An 18135-nucleotide genomic window follows, 5' to 3' on the forward strand; every position below is an offset into this window, starting at 1 on the left:
AGAACATCTACTGCGCCGAGGTCGAGAACGTCCTCTACGGCCACCCGAGCATTGCCGAGGCAGCGGTCATCGGACGAGCGGACCCGAAGTGGGGCGAGGTGCCCGTCGCCGTCGTCGTCCTCGCCGACGGCGTCGACGACCTGAACCTGGCCGGGTTGGAGCCACATCTGAACGAGAACCTGGCACGGTTCAAGCACCCCAAGGACCTCGTGATTGTCGACGAGCTGCCGCGCAACGCCGGTGGCAAGGTGACGAAACCCGTGCTGCGACAGCGCTTCGGCAGCAAGGACGCCGGTTTGTCCGATTGACCCGCCGAAAGCTCACGAGCAACCCGTCGAGTCTGCGTAGGGTGTGACGCAGACAACTGTGATGCAGGCAACAATGTCGAGCATCGCACGATCGACACGGGAGCCAGTGAATGACCGCAACGTACGAAGCCACCGCCGATCTGACCACCGAGCCGTACCGCTCGCGTCGCAACCACTGGAACAATCAGGTTCACCGGCATGCGCTCATGACGCCGGACAAGGTGGCGATCACGTACCTGGACAAGTCCACGACGTGGAAGCAACTCGACGACCGGTCGAGGGCTTTCGGCGCTGCGCTGAGCCGGCTCGGTGTGCAGTTCGGTGATCGCATCCTGATGGTGCTGCTCAACCGCACCGAGTACGTCGAGGCAGTCCTCGGTGCGACGCTCATCGGCGCGATCCCGGTTCCGGTGAACATCCGGATGAGCCCCGCCGAGGTCGCCTACCTTGTCTCGGACAGCGGGGCCAAGGTCATCGTGACCGAGAAACTCCTCGCACCCCTGGCCGACGCCGTATCTGCGTCCACCGGCGGGATCGACACCCTGATCGTCGTCGACGGCAGCGAGAACCCGCAGCACCTCGAGTACGAAGGCCTTCTCGCCCAGGGCGACGCGGACCTGCCGGCCGTCGACGTCCCCGAAGACACCGTCGCGGCGATCATGTACACCTCGGGCACCACCGGAAAGCCCAAAGGCGCCATGCTGACCCACCAGAACTTCCACGCCCAGGCGGTGACCACGATGGCCACCACCGCCAACGCGGACGCCGACGACGTGGCGTCGGTGGTGCCGCCGATGTTCCACATCGCCGGCCTGGCCGCCTTTGCCCCGGTCTTCTACCGTGGCGTCCGCGCCGTCATCCACCCGCTGGGCGCCTTCGACCCCGACGCCATGCTCGACACCCTCGAAAGAGAAGGCACCACTTCGGTGTTCATGGTGCCCGCGCAGTGGCAGGCGGTGTGCGCGGCCCAGAAGGCCCGTCCGCGAAAGCTTCGTCTGCGCAACATCAGCTGGGGTGCCGCCCCGGCGTCGGACACCGTCCTCAACGCCATGGGAGAGGCTTTTCCCGAGGCGCTCAACATGACCGCGTTCGGGCAGACCGAGATGTCCCCGGTGACGACGATCCTCGAGGGAAAAGACGCACTGCGTAAGAAGGGTTCGATCGGCAAGGTGGTGCCGGCCGTGACCGCGCGCATCGTCGACCCGCTGATGAACGACGTGAAGCCCGGCGAGGTGGGGGAGATCGTCTATCGCGGACCCAATCTGATGAAGGGCTATTGGAACAAGCCCGAAGCGACCGCAGAAGCTTTCCGCGGCGGGTGGTTCCACTCCGGCGACCTCGTCCGTGAGGACGAGGACGGTTTCCTCTTCGTCGTCGACCGCGCCAAGGACATGATCATCTCCGGCGGCGAGAACATCTACTGCGCCGAGGTCGAGAACGTCCTCTACAGCCACCCGGCGATCATGGAAGCAGCCATCATCGGTCGCGCCCACGAGAAATGGGGCGAGGTGCCGGTCGCTGTCGTCGTCCTCGCCGAGGGTGTCACCGACCTGACGCTGGCCGAACTGGAACCCCACCTCAACGAGAACCTGGCCCGTTTCAAGCATCCCAAGGACCTGGTCATCATCGACGAGCTGCCGCGCAACGCGGGCGGCAAGGTCGTCAAGCCGAAGCTGCGCGAGACCTACGGCAGCAAGGATGCCGGGCTGGCCGACTGACCGCTCCCGCGAGCACGAACGAATCAACCCGCCACCTCATCGAGGTGGCGGGTTGATCTTCTCAGTGGTGGGTCTGTCCGACCGTCACTTCTTTTTCTTCTTGTCCTTCGCCGGGCGGGTGGCCGCGAGTTCCCGGCCACGCCGGCGGTAGCGCCAGATGAACCAGCCGACGGCGATCGCCAGGACGATGCCGATGATCACGCCCCACAATGTTGCGGCGCGGAATCCGGGTGCATCGACGTCGAAGATGCGTTCACCCGCGTGCGCCCCGTTACCGCCGCCCGCGACGACCGCCAGCGTCAGCAGGTTCGGGATCGCGACGATGACGCCGAGCACCGCGAAGCCGATCGCAGGGACGTTTCTCATCCGGCTGCGGCTCAGGAACGCGAACACGAAGAGCAACAGCGGGACGAACGTGCAGACGACACCCAGCACGAGGCCGGTCCAGACTCCGCTGGCCATCGACCCGTCGACCCGGCGACCGATCTGCCGGCCCACCAGCGGGGTAGGAACGCCTCCAGGATGAAGTACGTGATCACCAGGAGGGCTGCGATGATCAGGCCGATGACGACCTTCTTGACGATCGTGTTCGCACGTTCGGCGGCCGTCGGCTTCAGCGGCGCCTCGGTCGTCGTCGGCGCTGCCGGTGGTGTCGAGCCGGCGGTGCCCGGCGGCATGTCGCCGGCCGGTGCCGACGTGGGCGGGAGCGGCGCGGTGTGCGACCCGGGCGGCGGATCGACCGGGTCTGGCGAATGGCCCGAGAACTGCTCGTTACTCATGAGGCCGAGTGTAAGCGCGGAAGATGAGCTTTCAGGTGCGACGCCGCCGACCATCTGCAGACGGCAGAGAATCGTCATCTCGAATCCCGCCGTAGATTCCCCGCCGCACGATCCACGGCTGCAGTACCGCGTCCACCGACCATGCGGGGAAACGGAATGACCGACCGTTCGGTGCGAACACCTGCAGGCCGTCGTGCTGCGCGCCGAGGACCGACCCCCATCGTCGTCGGGGTGGCACATAGCTTCGTGCGCGGCCGGGCCGACCCGACAGGTCCGCGCGGATGTTGTGGGCGAGCAACCGGTCGGCGCGGTTGCGTGCCGAGCTCCGGAGAGCATCGGTCGCGGCGATGTCCCCGACGGCGTAGACGAGCTCGTGGCCGGGAACCCGCAGTTCCGGTGTCACACGGACGAACCCGTGGTCATCGAGGATCTCCGCGGGCAGCCAGTCGGAGTTCGGGGTGACCCGGCCGATCGCCCAGAGCACCGCGTCGGCGTGCACGGCTTGCTGCCCGGTGGACCATTGCACGGGTCCGGTGGTGATCTCGTCGCAGGCGAAGTCGTCGGGCACCCGCGCGCGGTGGCCGCCATGCACTCCGACGCCGAGGCTGCGCAGGCGCGCCGACACGTTCTGCCAGGTCCGATGGTGGTGACGAGGGAGCGCGCGGTCGCCGGGGTGGTAGAGGTCGATGTGCTTGTCCGGCCACGTCGCGGCCAGGTTCGCGACCGCACTCACCGCCGCGGCACCACCCCCGATCACCGCGATCGAATCCGCCTCCGCCAGCCGGGAATGCGCCGCGGCGAGGTCCCGGTCGACGTCGGTCGGGGACTGGAGACCGGGACGCCGCCAGAAGCCGTTGCGGACACCGGTTGCGATAACCAGGGCGTCGAACGGTTCGACGTGTTCGGTTCCGTCGGTACCGGTGACCGTCACCTTTCGTCCGTGGAGGTCGGCCGCGATCAACGATCCGTGGACCGTGCGGACACCGTCCAGCTTGCGGAACCGATCGAACGCGATCCGGTAGTCGCGGGCCCAGGCCTCGGGCCGGCTGAGACGTAGCCCGAGTTCCTGACCACTGACCAGCCCGGGCTTCGACGAGATCCCGACGATGTCGGCGTGCCCGGACAGATGGATCGCGGTCAGTACTCCCGTGTCACCGAGGCCGGCGATGACGACGCGGGATCGGGTCATCCGGGGACGTGTTCGGTTTGCGGAGGTCGGGCACCGCGCGGCGGCCGGGGTACGAACAGCGACACCCGGTCGGCGACATCGGCGTAACCGGGACGCCGGGACAGGCTGCGCTGCTCCATCATCGGGATACTCGCGCCGAGGAACATCGCCAGCATCACCACGACACCCACGAGCAACCACCACCAGTCCGAGGGTGAGGCGGCGATCCCGAACAGCGCCATCGCCACCCAGAAAGAGAACTCGCCGAAGTAGTTCGGGTGCCGGGACCACGACCAGACGCCGGTGTCCAGGACCGCTCCCGGCGTGCGATGCGCCGTGAAGCGACGCAACTGCGCGTCCGCGACGTACTCGAGGGCGATCGCGGCGAAGCCCACGACCGCAGCCAGTGCCGTCAGCCAGGCGATCGTCGAACCCTGACGGGTCACCGCGACGTACACCGGCACCATGCCCAGGAACACCTGCGTGGTGGGGATGACGTGGATGGCGAACAGGTCGACGACGATCGCGGCACCCCCGGCACGCTCCCTGAGCATCCCGTAGCGCCAGTCCTCGTGATCCAGACCCGGCCACCCGGTCGCCCAGTTGGCGGTCAGCCGGATCGCCCAGACCCCGACGACGACGGCGATGACCCAGCAGTGCACAGCACCGGCACCGACATCGCCTGCAGCCCACCAGTACACCAGCAGCACGGGTGGGATGCCGCTCCAATATGCGTCGTACATGCTCGAGTTCGCATACCAGCGGCTGAAGCCGAAGATCACCAGCGTCGCCCAGAGATCGGCGACGAGGGTGTCGAGCCACAGGTGGCCGGTGTCGGGCCCCAGCCACAACCACGCGGCGGCGACCCCGAGGGCCACCACGTAGGCGATGATCACACGCACGAACGACGTTGTCCGGCTCACGATGTCACGTCCCTGCCGTCGGCGGGTCAGAGTTGTTTCTCGATGGACCCGACCAGTTTCTCGGGTTTGGTTGCCGGTGCGAAGCGTTCGACGACGCACCCGTCGCGATTCACCAGGAACTTGGTGAAATTCCACTTGATCCGGCCGCCGAAGACTCCCGACTTCTGCGTGCGCAGCCATTCGAAGAGGGGGTGGGCGTCCGGTCCGTTCACGTCGACCTTGGCGAACATCGGGAAGGTGACGTCGTAGGTCAGCGAGCAGAAGTTCTTGATCTCTTCCTCGTTGCCGGGCTCCTGGTGTGCGAACTGATCGCACGGGAAGCCGAGGACTCGCAATCCCTGGCCCTGGTAGTCGCGATGCAGCGTCTCCAGCCCCTGGTATTGCGGTGTGAAGCCACACTTCGATGCGGTGTTCACGATCAGCAGTGGGTCGCCCCGGTACGTCGAGAGGTCGACCGGTTTGCCGTCGATCCCGGTCGCGGTGAAGTCATACGCGGAAGTCATGTCGCCACGCTACTTCCGGTCGGCGCACAGCAGCAGGCATTGGACCGAAACCGCGCTGCGTCGTGTCAGTCGCCGAATCGCTCGGTGCGGATCCGGGACGGTTCGTGGCCGGCATCGACCATCCACTTCGAGCAATCCTCGACGAATCGGTTCGGTCCGCAGATGTAGACGGTCGGCGAGCGCGACGGATCCATGGTGAGCGCGGCCAGCTCCGCCGAGTCGAGGCGCCCCGGCGGTCTCGGCGATCCCGCGGGTGCGACGCGTGTGTGGACCAGGTGAAGGTCCATGCGGTGGTGCTCGATGAGTTGCCGGATCTCGTCGCGGTAGTAGACGCGTTCGGGGCTGCGCACCGAGTAGACCAGGGAGAAGGGCGTCAGCGGTGCGTCGACCTCGCGGCTCCGGATCATCGACATGAGCGGCGCGACCCCGGACCCGCCGCCGATCAGTTGCACCGGACGGTCGTCGCCGGAAGCCCACGTGAAGTACCAGCCGTGTGGTCCGCTGATCTCCAGCGGGTCGCCGACCTCCACCATGTCGACCAGATACGGCGACACCTCCCCGTCGTCGAGACGTTCCACGGTGACCTCGATCGATCGGGTCTCCCGGGCGTCCGACACCGAGTAGGCGCGGGCAGTCGAGTAACCGTCCTCGGCGGTGAGCCGGATGTCGACATGCTGGCCGGGCAACACATGGACGGGTTCGGGGAGTGCCAACCGCAGGGTGCGCGCGGACGGGGTGATGTCGACGACGGAGGCGACCGTCGTCAGCAGCCAGTCGGTCACGAGTACCGCTGCTCACGCCAGGGGTCGCCGTACATGTGGTACCCGCGCTCCTCCCAGAAACCAGGGGTGTCCTCAGGCATGAACCGAAGGCGCCGAACCCATTTGGCGCTCTTCCAGAAATAGAGGTGGGGGACGAGGAGCCGGGCGGGTCCGCCGTGCTCGGGTGCCAGCGGCTCGCCGTCGTAGGTGTCGGCGATCCAGCCCTGTCCGCCGGTCAGGTCGGCGAGCGGAACATTGGTGGTGTACCCGCCGTAGCAGTGCGCCATGACGTACGGTGCCGGTTCGAACGGTAGTGCCGCGAGCAGGGTGTCGAAGGAGACCCCTCGCCAGCGCGTGGCGAACTTCGACCACCGTGTGACGCAATGGATGTCGGTGGTGATCTCGTCGTGGGGCAGCGCCTGGAACTGCTCCCAGGTGAACGTCGAGGCGCGGTGCTCGGCGGACTGGACGGCGAGCGACCACTTCTCCAGGGGCACCGATGGTGTGGGCTCGGCCGACAGCACCGGGAAGTCGAGGGTCGTGTACTGGCCCGGGGGTAGGCGGCGGGCATCGCGGTCGCGGCGGCCCACGAAGCCTCGGTTGACGATCGCCATGGTCGCGGAGTCTACGCGCAGGCGTACCCGCCGGCCGAACGATGAGGTTTGGCGAAACGCCACATGTGGGCATTCCGGATGATGGCGATCAGCAAGAACGACACCGTCCGATGGAACACCTCGCAGGGTGAGACCGAGGGGACCGCGGAGGAGAAGCGGACCAAGGAGTTCACTTTCGAAGGGCAGAAGTTCAAAGCCAGTGAAGACGAACCGTATTGGATCGTGAAGTCGTCGAAGACCGGTGCCAAGGCGGCGCACAAGGAATCCTCGCTCTCCAAGAAGTAGGCGCCGCCAGGCCGCGAGACCTCGAATAACCACGGCGAACCGCGTATCGTCGGAAACCGTCGGGGCCGAGTCCGTCGCGCACGAAGGGTTGTCCCATGGCCGCCGACTCACCCCATCCCGATCGAAAAGCGCTGCGCCGGAACGTACTGGCGTTGCTCTCTGTTCTCGCCGCCCTCCTGGCGACAACGGTGTCCATTTCGTCCGCCTCCGCCGCGCCGACCCCGACGATCGTGCTGGTGCACGGCGCCTTCGCGGACTCGACCGGCTGGGATGGCGTCGCATCACGGCTCTCCTCAAAGGGTTATCCGGTCCAGCGGTTCGACAATCCGCTCCGCGGGCCTGCCCACGACTCGGCGCTACTGGAGAAGAAACTCGCCACGATCAGCGGTCCGATAGTGCTCGTCGGTCATTCTTACGGAGGCATGGTCATCACGAATGTCGACGACCCGGATGTCGTTGCCAACGTGTACATCGCCGCGTTCGCGCCGGCGCAGGGCGAGTTCGTGCAGGGGTTGCTCAATCCGATCGTGTATCCCGGCAGCCGACTCCTGCCACCGGCGTTGCAGGTCAAGGTGGTCGACGACCCCACGGGCGTGGCGGGACGGAACGTCGACGGTTTCATAGCGAAGCCGTACTTCCGGGAGGTCTTCGCCCAGGACGTGAGCGTCGCGACTGCTGCCGACATGTTCGCGCATCAGAAGTCCGCGGCGCTCGTCGCCAATCTCGAACCCTCAGGTCCGGCATCGTGGGCGCGGGTGCCGAGTTGGTACCTGGTGTCGCGACAGGACCGCGTGATTCCGCCTGCACTCCAGCGCTTCATGGCGGCGCGTGCCGCGTCTGGCCGCATCTCGGAGATCGACGCCTCACACGTGTCCATGGTGTCGCACCCGGCCGTGGTGGCCGCGGTGATGATCGAGAAGGCCGCCACCGCTTAGCGGCAACTCGGTCTCGTTTCGGGCCTCTCCGTCGGCGGCTGTGCAAGGATCACGGCGATCGTCGATCCTGGAGGTTCCCCATGCCCACCGGAGTATCCGACGCCGCCCGGCGGCCACCTGTCGATCTCGCCATCGACGTCCGCGATCTACGCAAGTCCTTCGGCAGGTTCGAGGCGCTGCGAGGACTCGACCTGACTGTTCGACGCGGCGAGGTCCACGGTTTCCTCGGCCCCAACGGAGCCGGCAAGTCGACGACGATCCGGGTGTTGCTCGGTCTGTTGCGCGCCGACGCGGGCGAGGTCCGCCTGCTGGGCGGCGATCCGTGGCGCGACGTCGTCGAGCTTCATCGCCGGCTCGCCTACGTCCCCGGCGACGTCTCCCTGTGGCCGTCGATGACCGGCGGCGAGATGATCGATCTCCTCGGCGCGATGCGCGGCGGGCTCGACGAAGAGCGTCGTGCCGACCTCGTCCGACGTTTCGAACTCGACACCACCAAACGGGGTCGCCAGTATTCGAAGGGCAACCGCCAGAAGGTGGCGATCGTCGCCGCGCTGGCCTCCGACGTCGAGCTGCTGATCCTCGACGAGCCGACCTCGGGCCTGGATCCGTTGATGGAGAGCGTCTTCCAGGACGTGGTCGGCGAAGCGAAATCCCGTGGTACGACGGTGCTGTTGTCGAGCCATATCCTCGCCGAGGCCGAGACCCTCGCCGATCGACTCAGCATCATCCGCGACGGCGCGATCGTCGCCACGGGCAGCCTGTCCGACCTCCGTGGTCACACCCGAACGTCGGTCCGCGCCGACCTCGACACCATCCCCTCCGATGAACAGCTCGCGGAACTTCACGATGTCACCGTGGACGGGCACCGTCTCGGTGCCACAGTCGATTCGGACCGGATCGGCGATGCGATGGCGATGCTGACGTCGTGCGGCCTACGGTCGCTGACCGTCGAGCCGCCGTCGCTGGAGAGCCTGTTCCTTCGGCTCTATGAAGCCGAAGGTGCGGCGCCGGGGGAGCGGTGAGATGACCGTCGCCTCCATCGCCGGTACACGACCGCTGCTGAAGGCGTCCCTGCACCACGAGGGGAGAACCTTCGCCCCGTGGATCGTGCTGCCGACCGCGTTGGCGGTGTCGTCGGTCCTCGTGTACCCGTGGCTGTTTCCCGATGCGCTGGAACGAAAGGCGTTCGCGGCGACGGTCGGGGCCAACCCGGCGCTGGGGTTGATCTTCGGTCCTGCCTACGACCTGGCGACAACCGACGGTTTCACCGCGTGGCGCAGCCTCGCCCTCGGCGGGTTCATCGCGGCGCTCGGTGCGATCTTCATCGTCGTCAAGGCCAGTCGCGGACAAGAGGACTCGGGACAGGCCGAACTACTGGCCTCGGGTGTTCTCGGTAGGTCGTCGCGACTGCTGGCCGCGCTGGTCATGGCGATGACGTGCTCGGTGGCGATCGGCGTCGTGGCCGGCGTGACCACCGGGCTGTGCGGCGGCGCCTGGGGCTCGTCGATGTTGCTCGGTGCCGGATTCACCGTCACCGGTTGGATGTTCGCTGCCGTCGCCGTGGTCAGTGCGCAAGTCGGCGCCGATGCCCGTGCGGCGACGACGATCTCGGTGTCACTGCTCGGTGTGCTGTTCATCCTCCGAGGGTTTTTGTACTCGGTCAGCGCACCGACCTGGGCGACCTGGGCCAACCCACTCGGCTGGATCCAGGAGACGCGGCCGGCGACCGGCGACCACTGGTGGCCGCTGGGGCTCGGGCTCGCCTTCGCGGTCGTGGTGGCCGGAGTGGGTTTCGCTCTACAGGTCTCGCGCGACTTCGGGCAGGGACTGATCCCCTCGAAACCGGGCCCGCCGAGGGGCCGTACAGGATCGCCGACGGCCCTCGCCATCCGACTCAACAGAGCATCCATCGCATCCTGGTCGGTGGCCTTCATCGGACTCGGCGTCGCATTCGGTTACTTCACCCGATCGGTCAAGAGTCTGCTGGAGACGAATCCGGCACTGGCGATGGTCTTCGCGTCCGGTGCAGCGTCGCCGGCCGATCTGATCGCGGCGTTCGTCACGACGATCCTGAGCCTGGTCGGGATCATCGCCGCGGTGGCGGGGGTACAGATCGTCAACCGTGTGCGCACCGAGGAACTCGAGGACCGGACCGAAGCGGTTCTCGCCACTTCGGTTGCCCGCGTCCGCTACTTCGCCGCGAGCGTGCTGGTGGCGTTCCTGGCGTCGGCGGTGTTCTTGTCGATCGCGGGGGTGGTGGTCGGTGTCTTCGCGTCGACCGCCGACATCGGCATCGGCTTCGGCAACGCGCTGCTGCAGGCGGTCGTGACGGTCCCGGCAACGTGGACGGTCATCGCCTTTGCGGTCATGGTGATCGGTGCCCGCCCCGTGGCCCGGCCGGTGATCTGGCTCGGCGTGCTGGTGTCCTTCGTGATGACGATCCTGGGACCGAGCTTCAAACTGCCCGGTTGGGCACTGGGTTTCAGCCCGTTCCACCACGACCCGGACGTGGCCGCCATCGATACGAACTGGTGGGGCCTGTTGTGGATCGGCCTCGTGACCGTCGGGTTCCTGCTGATCGGCTTCGCCGGGTTCCGACGACGCGACATCCCGTGAGAGGCCCGAAAGATGCGTATGACGTCGAGCCCGGGTTCCGGGCTCGACGTCATACGGAGTTTCGGGCGGTGGCCCCGAAGACAGGTTGCGTTTTGTCCCGGACACCGGGACAAGACGCAACGTGATCAGTTCTGGCCGAGAGCCTCCGCGAGGCGACGCCACTGCTCCCGCGGGAATCCGCGGTGGTCCTCCTGGAGGACCTGGACGCAGACGTGGTCGGCACCGGCGGAGCGGTGCTCGTCGATGCGGCCCAGGATCGCCGACTCGTCACCCCAGACGATCAGGGCGTCGAACAGCCGATCGCTGACCGTGTCGAGGTCCTCGTCGGTGAAACCGAGGCGGCGGAGGTTGTTGGCGTAGTTCGGCATGGCGAGGTAGCTCGTGAGCCACTTGGTGCCGATCGAACGTGCCTCGTCGCGGTCTGCGGCGAAGATGGCGGTCTGCTCGGGTGCGAGCAGCGGCCCGGCGCCGAGGGTTTCACGTGCGGTCGCGGTGTGGTCCGGTGTCACCAGGTACGGGTGTGCACCGAGCGTGCGGTCTGCGGCGAGTCGGAGCATTTTCGGTCCGAGGGCCGCAAGAACCCGGCTGTCCGCCGGTACCGGCGTCGGCGCCGAATCGAGTCCGTCGAGGAACGCACGGGTGGTGGCCAACGGCTTCTGGTAGCGACCCGCCTCCTTCGCGTCGATCAGCGGTGCGTGGCTGATACCCAGGCCGAGAAGGAACCGGGGACCGAACTCGTCGGCGAAACTCGCGTGCGCCGCAGCGACATCGTGTGGTTCATGCATCCACATGTTGAGGATGCCGGTGGCGATCACGGCCTTCTTGGTGGCACCGAGGAGGTTGCGCACCGAGTCGAGAACAGGGCCACCGACGTCGGGGATCCACAGGGCGGTGAAGCCCAACTCGTCGAGCTCGGCTGCGGCTTCCGCGGCCTCCCCGGCGTCTCCATAGCGTAGTGGCGAACTCCAGATTCCAACCCCGTCGAGATTCATGTTCTCGACCCTACCGACGACATCCGGCGTCGGGGTACGAGCACCGGTTCAGGCGTTGGTCGATGTTCCCGGTGCCGTCTGGGCCAGGCGGGCGTCGAAAGCGGTCGTCAGCTGTCGGAACACCTTGATACCGACCGCGCCGACGACGATCACGATGATCCCGACAACCGTGCTCAACTCCTCGGTCAGCAAGCCGGCGATGCCGATGGCAAGCACATAGCCGGGCACCCAGTCGAACAGGTGGAGCATGCTCTGCGGCGTCTCGTCCGTGAGCCATCCTTCGCGGAGAGCAGCGTGATAGGTGGCGTAATCGGGGTAGAACTCCGTGAACGACACCGCGAAGATGATGCCGCCGATCTGGATGATCCAGCCCGTCCAGAAGTTGTTCGAATCGTCGAGCACCAGATCCCCGACGGCACCCGAGATCGCTCCGACCGCGAACCCGACGACCCACGCCCACGTGATGACGTAGTTGATCCGCAGGAACAGCGGACTCGTCCAGAGTTCCTTCTCGGTGGTTTCTCGGGCGTACTGCAGGGTGAACGGCCGGCGCACGATGATCGAGCCGAGGGCGAAGGCGACCAACGCGATGTTGGTCATCTCGCCGCCCCATTTCTCCAGCCAGCCGATGACCCCGGCCGAGGCGAACAGAGCGAGACCGGCCATCGCCGCGAAGTAGGCGACGTCGAACAACTCGAGCAGTTTGAAGCTGCTGCCGCGGCGGTGAGTCCCCACGACGAGAAGCAACGACAGGGCCAATGCCGAGGCCGCTGCTTCTTCGAAGCGGCCCGGGCCCGTCACCAGTGCCATCACGATCCACGGCGACATTCCCGCGAAGGGGGAGTTCAGAAAAGCTGTCAGCACACGACGCGCTCCCGACTCCGGCCCGGTTCCCGAAGCCGGTCGGTCAGCCGCCGAGTTCTCCGGCGCGTTCGACATGTCTGAATTGTGGGGCTTTCCTGGTGGTTCCGCACCGATCTGGCGAAATACGTTCGCAAAAAGTGCCGATAGGCGCCTGATCGCGGCGATCCCGGGTCAGACCTGGGGTGCGATCACCACCGCCGAGTTGTGGCCGCCCATGCCCAGGGAGGTCTTCAGTGTGGGGCCCGCATCCCGATGCGTCAGTCCGTCGAGAAGTTGTGGGATTCCGTCGGAAACACTCGGCGGCGCCGGGATCTCGCCCCGGTCGTATCCGAGCAGCGACGCGGCCAGCTCGACCGCACCCGCCGCGCCCTGGCAGTGCCCGGCAAGGGGTTTGACGGAGAAGACCTCACTGTTGGGCAGCATCGTCTCGGCGATGGTCGCCTCGGCGCGGTCACATTGCCGGGTGCCGGGACCATGCGCATTCAGGTACCGGATCTCGTCCCCGGAGACACCGGCGGTCGACAGCGCCTGTTCCACACAACCGACGACGTTGGTGAGCTGCGGATCGATCGACGTGACGTGGAAGGCGTCGTGGGACATGGCCCCGCCCAACACATCTGCATAACCGTCGGTCCTGCGGTTGGTCATCGTGAAAGCGATGGCCGCTTCGCCGAAGGTGAAGCCCCGGCTGCCTTCCTGGAACGGACGGCAGGCGTCGAGTGCGTCGGTGTCGGTGATGGCGACGCCGAGTTGGACGAACATGCCGACCACTTCCGGCTTGGCCGACAGATCTGTGGCGACCACCAGGACGTCGTCGACGAGATCGGCGTCGAGCCATGACTTTGCCGTCACGATCGCCGCCGAACCCGAGGTGCACATCGCCGACACGTTCATTGCCGGACCGTGAAAGCCGTACTCCTGCATGAGCAGCGACACCGGCGTGGACGGTGTCACCGACAGATACTGCCGGCCGGTGTACTGCCCTGCACCGGAGGTCACCATCGGATACATGTCGAGATCGCCGAGCACGCAGGCGTGCACCAAACCGACCCGCGAACCGGCGCGCCAACCGTGTGCGATCGCGTCCTCGATGGCTTCCCGCGCCGCACTTCGCATTGCGCGGGCGAAGCGGGTGTTCCCGTCGGCCTGGTCGCCGCCCTCCGGCACGCGCACTATCCATCCCGGGCCACCGTCGTCCCCGGAACCGAAGCCCTCGTGCAACGCGGCTGCGGACTTCCCGGAGACCAGGCCGTTCCACAAGGCCTCTCTACCCCAGCCGTATCCGGTCACGGCCCCCACACCCGAAATGGTCGATCGATGATTCGTCATTGGTGAACCCTCTTCATGGATTTTTGAATTGTCGGCAGTTCTGCGAGGTCATCTGACCGAACGCCACCTCAAGAATCCCCCAGAGAGCGGCAATCGACTCATTTCGCGACGGACGGGGTTTCCACTCGACTTTCGCACGACTCTGCGTCGTTTTAGCCCACCCGACACCCCCTTTTTGGGGGAACATGGACGGCGGGGTTGGAGCAGGGCCGGGGGGAGGGACTGACGCAGTGCCGGAATCGATGCCTACGGACGGTGGCCACAGTGATCTCGTCGCACCCCATGCCGAGCCCATGACCCGATCCAACGATGCCGCGGTGGCCGAACGCTATCGCCTTCTCCTCGAACTGAGCCCGGACGCGATCGCCGTACACCAGGACGGTGTCATCGTGTACGTGAACTCCGCGGCGCTCGACTTCGCCCGGGTCGCCGACCGGGAGGAGATGCTCGGCCGCCCGATCACCGACTTCGTCCACCCCGACGAACTCCCGCACATGATCGAGCGGATCGTCAGCATGGGCGACGAAGCCGGCGCGGCGACGTATCCGGAGGAAGTCGTGATGGTCGACGCCCATGGCGTGTCGCGTCCGATGGAGGTCACCTCGGTTCGCACCGTCTGGCACGACAAACCGGCGTATCAGGTGATACTGCGCGACATCACCGCGCAAAAGGCCATCGAAGCGGCACTGAGACGTCAGGCGGCGCTGCTCGATCATGTCAGCAACGCTGTGATCGCCGTCGACCGGAACATGACGGTGCGGTCGTGGAATCCCGCGGCGGAGCAGATGTACGGCATCACCGCCGACGACGCCGTGGGTCGCGAGCTGGGTTCGGTCACGGGCGGCAACCTCGACGTCCGGGCCGCGGTGGCCCTGGGCGGCACGGTCGACCAGCTCCACCGCCGCGCGGACAACAACCGGACCTTCCTCGCCCATATCTCGGTCACGTCGATGGACGACGGCTTCCTGATCGTCGCCGAGCCCACCCGCAGACCGCTGATCGAGCGCCTGGGCACCATCCTCGCCGCCCTGCACCAGGCGGTCATCGTGGTGCGGGCCGACGGCGGAATCGAGCTCGCGAATCCCGCGGCCGCGACCATGCTCGGCCCGCAGGGCGTTCCCGGTTCGTCCGTCCACGACCTGCCGCTCGACTTCGTCGACGGTGAGTCGCCGATCATCCGCTGCCTGCGGACGCGGACTGCGATCACCGATGCCACGGCGACGATCAACACGCCGGGTGGCGAGCGATGGTTGTCCTGCAGCTGCCGCCCGATCGACGACGACACCGCGGAGGCGGTCGTGCTGGTGTCTTTCGCCGACATCACCGAGCGCTACCGCGAGCGCACCCGGCTGGCATGGGATGCCGTCCACGATCCGCTGACCCGGCTGTACAACCGGGCCGGGATCCTCAACGAACTCGAGTCGCACATGGAGGCACTCGCCGGTCACGACACTAATTGCGTCGCAATCTATTACATCGATCTCGACAACTTCAAACTCGTCAACGACTCACTCGGTCACGCCGTCGGCGACGAGGTCTTGCACACCGTTGCCCAACGGCTTGCGGGCGCGACGCCCCGGGAGGGTGCGGTGGGGCGGATCGGGGGAGACGAGTTCGTTCTGGTCACCACTCACCCGAAGACCAACACGCCGGCGGAGATCGAGCACCAGATCGAGTCGATCCGCGCCGCGATCAGACCGCCGGTGAGCGTGACCGACCGCAGCGAACCCCTGACGGTGCGCGTGAGCATCGGCGTCGCCACCGTGGCCGCCGGCGACAACTCCACCCCCGAGGATCTCCTCCGGGACGCCGACATCGCTCTGTACCAGGCGCGCAAGGCATCTCGGGAGCCCTATGTCCAATTCCGGACGCATCACCGGGAGGAGCTCCAGCGCCGTCAACGGATCGGAGAGGAACTCCGTCGCGCGCTGGTCTCCGATCCCTCGCAGCTGGAGATCCACTACCAACCGATCGTCTCCACCGAGAGCGGGCAGCTCGTCGCACTCGAGGCCCTCCTGCGGTGGAACCATCCCGAACTCGGCTCGATCCCGCCCACCGAGTTCATCCCTTTGGCAGAGCAGTCCACACTCATCGACAAGGTCGGCGCCCATGTCCTCGCCACGGCCTGCGCCGAGGTGGCGGGGACGCCACAATTGCAACAGGTGATGCTGTGCGTGAACGCATCCCGGCGTGAACTAACCAACGAGGATTTCCTCCGCCGTCTCCGTGAGACGTGTGCACAGACCGGCATGAATCCCCGATCCCTGTGCCTCGAGATCACCGAGAGCGCACTCGCGCCGCTCGAGAGCGGCCTGCTGAACCTGCTGCGCGACATCCGGGCTCTCGGCATCAGCATCTCGCTCGACGATTTCGGCACCGGCGCTTCCTCGCTCAGCGAGCTGTACCGGCTGCCGGTCGGCATCCTGAAGACCGCCAAGGCATTCGTCGATGCGCTCGGGGAGAATCCGAGTGCACGCACGATTCTCGCCGGCATCGTCGACGTCGCCCACGCGATGGGGGTCCGTGTGATCGCCGAGGGAATCGAGACCGCTGACCAGGCAGCCACGATCGCAGCCGTCGGCTGCGACCTCGCGCAGGGATACCACTACGGACGCCCGAAGCCGCTCGCCGAGATACTGTCCGGGACACCGGTGATCTCGACCCCGCCCGGCGCCCCGGACGAGTCCTGACCTGGCGGTCCAGACCAGATCGATACCGACGCGTGCTCGGATGTGCGCCGCCCGGCCTCGCCGCCCGAGTAGATTGAGCGCGAAAACGTCGGAGACGACGACCATGCAACCGGACAGCGAGGTCACGGACATGTCCCAGGATTCGTGCTGCACCACACCGGCGATCGGGGCCATGTGATGGCCGACCCGCAGCAGCGAGAGATCGCCGAACAACACACCGCGAAGGTCATCGGCGTCACAGTCGCCGCAGCCGTCGGTGGTTTCCTCTTCGGCTTCGACAGTTCGGTGGTCAACGGCGCCGTCGACTCGATCGAATCGAATTTCGGTCTCGGCAAACTGATGACGGGCTTCGCTGTTGCGATCGCGCTGCTCGGTTGCGCGCTCGGCGCCTGGTTCGCCGGGCGACTCGCCGACGTCTGGGGCCGCAAGCGCGTGATGCTGTTCGGCTCGGCACTGTTCATCATCTCGGCGATCGGTACCGCCTACACACAGACGATCCCGGATCTGTTGCTCTGGCGCGTTCTCGGCGGTATCGGCATCGGCATCGCTTCGGTCATCGCGCCCGCCTACATCTCCGAGATCGCTCCGGCCCGGTATCGCGGCGCACTCGCCTCGATGCAGCAGCTGGCCATCACCATGGGCATCTTCGCGGCACTGCTGTCGGATGCCGTCCTGGCCAACAGCGCCGGAAGCGCGTCGAACAACCTCTGGTGGGGTTTGGAGGCCTGGCGCTGGATGTTCCTCGTCGGCGTGGTCCCCGCCATCGTCTACGGCGTTCTCGCACTGCTGATCCCGGAATCGCCGCGATACCTGGTGGGCCGCAACCGGGACGAGGAAGCCGCTCGCATTCTCCAGACGGTGACCGGAGAGAGCGATCCGCTCGACCGCGTCAAGGAGATCAAACTGACGGTCAAACGGGAGTCCAAGACCTCGATCAAGGACATCGCCGGCCCGTCGTTCGGGCTTCATCCGCTGGTTTGGGTCGGCATCTGGCTCGCGGTCTTCCAGCAGTTCGTCGGCATCAACGCGATCTTCTACTACTCGACGACGCTCTGGCAGTCGGTCGGCTTCTCCGAGAGCGACTCGTTCAAGACGTCGGTGATCACCGCGGTCATCAACGTGGGCATGACGTTCGTGGCGATCCTGTTCGTCGACCGCATCGGTCGGCGGAAGCTGCTGCTGGCCGGTTCGGTGGGAATGTTCATCGGACTCCTCATGGCGAGTGTGGCGTTCACCCAACAGATCGGCGAGGGCGAGAACGTGTCGTTGCCCGATCCGTGGGGCGTGATCGCGTTGATCGGCGCCAATCTGTTCGTCGTCGCCTTCGCCGCCACCTGGGGTCCGGTGATGTGGGTGATGCTGGGGGAGATGTTCCCGAACCGCATCCGTGGCGTCGCACTCGGCGTGTGTACCGCGGTCAACTGGCTGGCCAACTTCACCATCTCGATGCTGTTCCCGCCGATGACCGAGGCGGTCGGACTGGGAATCATCTACGGCTTCTTCGCCTTCTGCGCCGCAGCGTCCTTCCTCTACGTCTTCAGGAAGGTCGAGGAGACCAAGGGCCTGGAACTCGAGGACATGGATTCGGTCGCAGAATCGCGGTTGTCCCGATTGGCCACCGCCCGCGGAACGCACGACAAGGCATGACCA

General features: G+C 66.4%; 17 protein-coding genes. 8 read left to right on the top strand and 9 right to left on the bottom strand.

The genetic code is table 11. The annotated features are described in order from the left end of the window. A partial coding sequence (locus OK17_RS03105) for an AMP-binding enzyme (RefSeq protein ID WP_461416640.1) occupies nucleotides 1-308 on the top strand: 308 nt, incomplete at its 5' end. A gap of 110 nt (nucleotides 309-418) precedes the next feature. Further along, the gene (gene fadD5 / locus OK17_RS03110; protein WP_461416641.1) at nucleotides 419-2026 is read left to right on the top strand and encodes a fatty-acid--CoA ligase FadD5; all 1608 of its coding nucleotides are present in this window, start codon (nucleotides 419-421) and stop codon (nucleotides 2024-2026) included. 84 nt (nucleotides 2027-2110) lie between these two features. On the opposite strand, the gene OK17_RS03115 is transcribed toward fadD5, so the two are convergent. From OK17_RS03115 to OK17_RS03140, 6 genes are all read right to left on the bottom strand, one after another. Further along, entirely contained in the window at nucleotides 2111-2488 is a 378-nt protein-coding gene (locus OK17_RS03115; protein WP_461416642.1) for a hypothetical protein, read from the bottom strand. A gap of 348 nt (nucleotides 2489-2836) precedes the next feature. Then, nucleotides 2837-3994 (bottom strand): FAD-dependent oxidoreductase, encoded by a 1158-nt coding sequence (locus tag OK17_RS03120; RefSeq protein ID WP_461416643.1) that lies wholly within the window; start codon nucleotides 3992-3994, stop codon nucleotides 2837-2839. Then, the gene (locus OK17_RS03125; RefSeq protein WP_461416644.1) at nucleotides 3991-4896 is read right to left on the bottom strand and encodes a DUF1295 domain-containing protein; all 906 of its coding nucleotides are present in this window, start codon (nucleotides 4894-4896) and stop codon (nucleotides 3991-3993) included. Before OK17_RS03125 ends, OK17_RS03120 begins: the two co-directional genes overlap by 4 nt. A 26-nt stretch (nucleotides 4897-4922) precedes the next feature. Further along, nucleotides 4923-5399, bottom strand: coding sequence for a glutathione peroxidase (locus OK17_RS03130; protein WP_461416645.1), 477 nt, complete (start codon nucleotides 5397-5399; stop codon nucleotides 4923-4925). A gap of 65 nt (nucleotides 5400-5464) precedes the next feature. Further along, entirely contained in the window at nucleotides 5465-6181 is a 717-nt protein-coding gene (locus OK17_RS03135; RefSeq protein WP_461416646.1) for a ferredoxin reductase, read from the bottom strand. Continuing rightward, nucleotides 6178-6774, bottom strand: a complete 597-nt coding sequence (locus OK17_RS03140) for a sulfite oxidase-like oxidoreductase (protein WP_232715286.1) — start codon at nucleotides 6772-6774, stop codon at nucleotides 6178-6180. Before OK17_RS03140 ends, OK17_RS03135 begins: the two co-directional genes overlap by 4 nt. Nucleotides 6775-6855: 81 nt before the next feature. On the opposite strand from OK17_RS03140, the gene OK17_RS03145 reads away from it, so the two are divergent. The 4 genes from OK17_RS03145 to OK17_RS03160 all read left to right on the top strand — a co-directional run bounded on the left by OK17_RS03145 (nucleotide 6856) and on the right by OK17_RS03160 (nucleotide 10610). Further along, entirely contained in the window at nucleotides 6856-7059 is a 204-nt protein-coding gene (locus tag OK17_RS03145; RefSeq protein WP_232715424.1) for a hypervirulence associated TUDOR domain-containing protein, read from the top strand. A 95-nt stretch (nucleotides 7060-7154) separates the two neighbouring features. After that, complete coding sequence (locus OK17_RS03150; RefSeq protein WP_461416647.1) at nucleotides 7155-7994, top strand: alpha/beta fold hydrolase; 840 nt, start codon at nucleotides 7155-7157, stop codon at nucleotides 7992-7994. A gap of 80 nt (nucleotides 7995-8074) precedes the next feature. After that, nucleotides 8075-9016 (top strand): ABC transporter ATP-binding protein, encoded by a 942-nt coding sequence (locus OK17_RS03155; protein ID WP_232715288.1) that lies wholly within the window; start codon nucleotides 8075-8077, stop codon nucleotides 9014-9016. A 1-nt stretch (nucleotide 9017) separates the two neighbouring features. Further along, nucleotides 9018-10610 carry an ABC transporter permease gene (locus tag OK17_RS03160; RefSeq protein WP_461416648.1) on the top strand — a complete coding sequence of 531 codons (1593 nt, stop codon included), beginning with the start codon at nucleotides 9018-9020 and terminating at the stop codon, nucleotides 10608-10610. 125 nt (nucleotides 10611-10735) lie between these two features. Here OK17_RS03160 and OK17_RS03165 read toward each other — a convergent pair whose 3' ends face one another. From OK17_RS03165 to OK17_RS03175, 3 genes are all read right to left on the bottom strand, one after another. Next, on the bottom strand, nucleotides 10736-11602 hold the full coding sequence (locus OK17_RS03165; RefSeq protein ID WP_232715290.1) for an LLM class F420-dependent oxidoreductase: 867 nt from the start codon (nucleotides 11600-11602) through the stop codon (nucleotides 10736-10738). A 48-nt stretch (nucleotides 11603-11650) separates the two neighbouring features. Further along, nucleotides 11651-12541, bottom strand: a complete 891-nt coding sequence (locus OK17_RS03170; RefSeq protein ID WP_232715291.1) for a hypothetical protein — start codon at nucleotides 12539-12541, stop codon at nucleotides 11651-11653. A gap of 96 nt (nucleotides 12542-12637) precedes the next feature. Beyond that, on the bottom strand, nucleotides 12638-13795 hold the full coding sequence (locus OK17_RS03175) for a beta-ketoacyl synthase N-terminal-like domain-containing protein (RefSeq protein WP_461416649.1): 1158 nt from the start codon (nucleotides 13793-13795) through the stop codon (nucleotides 12638-12640). 293 nt (nucleotides 13796-14088) lie between these two features. On the opposite strand from OK17_RS03175, the gene OK17_RS03180 reads away from it, so the two are divergent. Together OK17_RS03180 and OK17_RS03185 are read left to right on the top strand one after the other, a co-directional pair. Next, the gene (locus OK17_RS03180; protein ID WP_461416650.1) at nucleotides 14089-16485 is read left to right on the top strand and encodes a sensor domain-containing protein; all 2397 of its coding nucleotides are present in this window, start codon (nucleotides 14089-14091) and stop codon (nucleotides 16483-16485) included. A gap of 177 nt (nucleotides 16486-16662) precedes the next feature. Then, nucleotides 16663-18132 (top strand): sugar porter family MFS transporter, encoded by a 1470-nt coding sequence (locus tag OK17_RS03185; RefSeq protein ID WP_461416678.1) that lies wholly within the window; start codon nucleotides 16663-16665, stop codon nucleotides 18130-18132. Nucleotides 18133-18135 lie beyond the last annotated feature (3 nt).

Source organism: Gordonia sp. GN26 (assembly GCF_054823965.1).